We start from the raw sequence: 3201 nt of genomic DNA, 5'->3' as shown, positions 1-3201 counted from the left end.
GCGGGTCTTGATCTGCTGGTAGGTGTGCCTGCGCAGGGCCAGGGGTTTCATCGTCTGCTGTTCGAAGGCGATCTCGGCGGCCCAGGTGGCGGCCTCGTTGCAGGCGTGCAGGGTCTCCTGAAGTGCCTTCGCCTGCACAGGCGTTGGCAGGAGTTTGACCCGCACGACGAGTTTCATGACCGCGAGGCCAGCACTCCTACAATCAGTCCATGTCACCTCGCTGGGAACCCAACCCCGATCTGAGGAGGGGTAGAACGGTTGTCTGCACCCTTCACGCTCACTTGGTCTTCACGCCGAGGTACCGGCGTGGTCCCTTCACGGACGAGATCCTCGTCCGCTGCCAGGAGATCATGCGGGACGTCTGTGCGGACTTCGGTGCGGAGCTGACCGAGTTCAACGGCGAAACCGACCATGTCCACCTTCTCGTCCACTATCCCCCGAAGGTCGCCCTGTCCCGCCTGGTGGGCTCACTCAAGGGCGTCTCCGCCCGCCGCCTGCGCCAGGAGTTCCCCGAGCACATCCGCCGCTACCTCTGGGGCGACCACTTCTGGTCCCCCTCCTACTTCGCCGCTTCCGCCGGGGGCGCGCCCCTCAGGGTCATCAAGGAATACATCGAGAACCAGAAACGCCCCGACTGAGCCATGACGTCCCACTCCGCCGGACCGGGCACCCGGCGCTCCGCGCCGATTGCTGTGACCGGCTCCGCCGGTCAAGACACAGCGACGCTCCGCGTCGCGCCCCTGGGATGCGATTCCTCCCGGGCCTGAAGCCCCGGGGTCCCTCGCAAGAATCCGCTGAAGTACCCGGCCTCCGTCCAGGGGTGCGGCGGGCAGAAGGTTGAAGACGCCCAGGAAGAGGTTCCTGCCACCGACCCAGCCCAGCACGGCACCAAGGATCCGCCAGCCCGGTGCCGGGCCCACCGCGGCCGCCGCGCCAAGCCCGATGCCGCCGAGCAGCAGACTGGCGAGCGGCCCGCTAACGGCGACCACGAAGCCCGTGCGCGCGGTCGCCGGCCGATCCATCCGGGTGAAGCCGCCGAGCGCCCACAGCGTCACATCCCGCACTTGTATCCCCGCTCTGCGAGCCGTCAGCGCGTGCGCCGCCTCATGCACCACCAGACTCACCAGCAACAGCGCAGCACCGGCCACCCCGGCGACCGCGTACACCACGGGCGCCATGCCCGGCGCGTACCCGGGCAGCGTGCCGGCAGCCAGACCGTAAGCGAAGAACAGCATGAGCAACGGCACGCTCCAGTGCGCCCGCACCGGCAGCCCCCGCAGATTCCCGAGCCGGATCGAACCCTTCATCGCCTTCACCACCGACGAGCCGCTCCGACCGCACCTCCTCTGTCCGTGGTCCGTCGTCGGCCTCAAGGACGAGAAACATCGGCGATGACAGGTGTGCGGGTGGCCTGCCTCCCGGCCTCGCCGACGCCACACCCTCACCCCTAGTGACGTACATCACACAGAGGTAGCGCCGAAAATCGATTCGTTCACCCAAATGGGGGAATCCACATAAAAGACATATAAATCTCGGAAAGGAGAGGAGAAGTCAGCGATGTCGTATCCGCAGAACTCGACCGGCATGACCGGGCACCCTGAGATAGCAGAGATGCGGGAGCGGCTCGAACGCACAGCCTCCAGCGGCAGGGCGATCGCCGTGGAAGGACTGATCCTCCTGACCGGTCTGTACGCCGCGATATCACCCTGGGTCGTCCACTTCTCGGGGCAGCCCGACATCGCCGTCAACAACCTGATCGTCGGCATCTGCGTCGGCCTGATCGGAGTCGGCCTGGCCCTTGTCCCCGAGCGGACGTTCCGCCTGGTGTGGACGCTCGCGCCCATCGGCGTCTGGCTTGTGATCTCCCCGTGGGTGGTCACCGCCGCCCACGGCGCACGAGCCGGCATCATCTGGAGCAACTGCTTCACAGGCGCCGTCATCTTTGTGCTGGGTCTGGCCGCCATGGGAATCACCGTCGGTATGACCCGTCCCAGGCATCGCTGAGGCGAAGAGCGTGTCCGCGCCGCGCGGGTCGGCACGGCACGCTTACGGCCCCGAAAGCGTTGTGGTGTGCGCCGGGGCCGTCTGCACCGGCCGGTCGAGCCGGCCAGGGATGTGGTCCGGCCCGGCACCGGGGAGCCAGGTCCCGAACCGTCGACACGACGCGTGTGACGTGTCGTTGGCTCCAACGACCGTGTCTCGTGCAGGAAAAGGCCACGTCAGCGTCCGGCACCCGAATAGCCGCTCGCAAGTAATGGGTTCTGCCGGAATCCGAAAAGACGGTCCCCGTCACTCGTGGCACGCCGGCGCACCGGCTCATCACCGACCACCTCGTCGGCCCCACGGCGGAACCCCACTCCGGGGCATGGGGCGCAAGCGGAGTGCCCGGCCGGGCCGTCGCGGAGTGACGGCCCGGCACGTGGGGTCAGGCAACCAGGGAGCGGTTGCCTGACGGCAGGAGGCGGAGGGCAGCGGAGCGTCCCGCCCGGCGGCACAGAGGCGCGCAGCGCCCCGCCCCCTCGGCCGCGCCCGGCTCTGCTGTGCCCCAGTCATCTCGGCACAGGCCAAGCCCTGGCCACCGCGCGGACCGGCGGTGCTCAAGGTCGGGCGTTGGTCTCATCCCAACGGGAACGTCGTCAGTGGATCCGGGACGGCATGCCGGCCGTTGTCCCGCCAGATGATGAGATGAACAGCGTCGATGGTTGCCGTGCCGAGCTCGAGGTCGCGACGCGCGCCGACCCATTCGACGAGGGCTGAATCAATGCGTGGCGCAGCGTAGGCTTCGGCCCGGATGCCGCGGACCCGACCGGCCTGCTTGAGTAGGGATTGCGGCCTGCGTCGAGTCAGGCCTGCCGCTGCGGTCGGGGTCGGAGCTGCGGCCAGGATCGCACGGGCCTCTCGCGAGCACAGGCAGGCCGTGCTTGTGATCGTCGAACGCCTCCAGGATGGCTGGGTAGAACTCCCACAGCTGGGATCGGATTTTGTTGTGGGCCTGACCGCGGTCCCACACGGCGTCCTGCTGGGCCCGGGCAAGCACGGCGATGGCCTGCACGAGTTCGGTCGGGTGGCCCCGGGGAATCTCACCCCGGGGCTCCCACAGATCCCGGCGTGAACCTCTCGGTTCACCGGGCTCTTGTCGTTCTGATCACCAGACAGCCGGGACGGTGTTGACCCAGGCCCAGTGCGCGAAGAACCGAGGCC

General features: G+C 68.1%; 3 protein-coding genes and 1 pseudogene. 3 read left to right on the top strand and 1 reads right to left on the bottom strand.

Annotated elements, in window-relative coordinates; translation table 11 throughout:
• Nucleotides 1-209: 209 nt before the first annotated feature.
• Nucleotides 210-638 carry an IS200/IS605 family transposase gene (gene tnpA, locus IEZ19_RS49475; protein ID WP_189317910.1) on the top strand — a complete coding sequence of 143 codons (429 nt, stop codon included), beginning with the start codon at nucleotides 210-212 and terminating at the stop codon, nucleotides 636-638.
• A gap of 156 nt (nucleotides 639-794) precedes the next feature.
• Here the strand turns inward: tnpA and IEZ19_RS52480 are convergent.
• A pseudogene (locus IEZ19_RS52480) lies at nucleotides 795-1178 on the bottom strand (site-2 protease family protein); the annotation flags it as partial.
• A gap of 55 nt (nucleotides 1179-1233) precedes the next feature.
• Here IEZ19_RS52480 and IEZ19_RS49470 point away from each other — a divergent pair.
• Both IEZ19_RS49470 and IEZ19_RS49465 read left to right on the top strand, forming a co-directional pair.
• Nucleotides 1234-1395, top strand: a complete 162-nt coding sequence (locus IEZ19_RS49470; protein ID WP_189317909.1) for a hypothetical protein — start codon at nucleotides 1234-1236, stop codon at nucleotides 1393-1395.
• Nucleotides 1396-1557: 162 nt separating this feature from the next.
• Nucleotides 1558-2004, top strand: a complete 447-nt coding sequence (locus IEZ19_RS49465) for an SPW repeat protein (protein WP_189317908.1) — start codon at nucleotides 1558-1560, stop codon at nucleotides 2002-2004.
• Nucleotides 2005-3201 lie beyond the last annotated feature (1197 nt).

This window comes from Streptomyces brasiliensis, assembly GCF_014647875.1.
Classification (GTDB): domain Bacteria; phylum Actinomycetota; class Actinomycetes; order Streptomycetales; family Streptomycetaceae; genus Streptomyces; species Streptomyces brasiliensis.
This window is presented reverse-complemented; position numbering and strand designations above follow the sequence as displayed.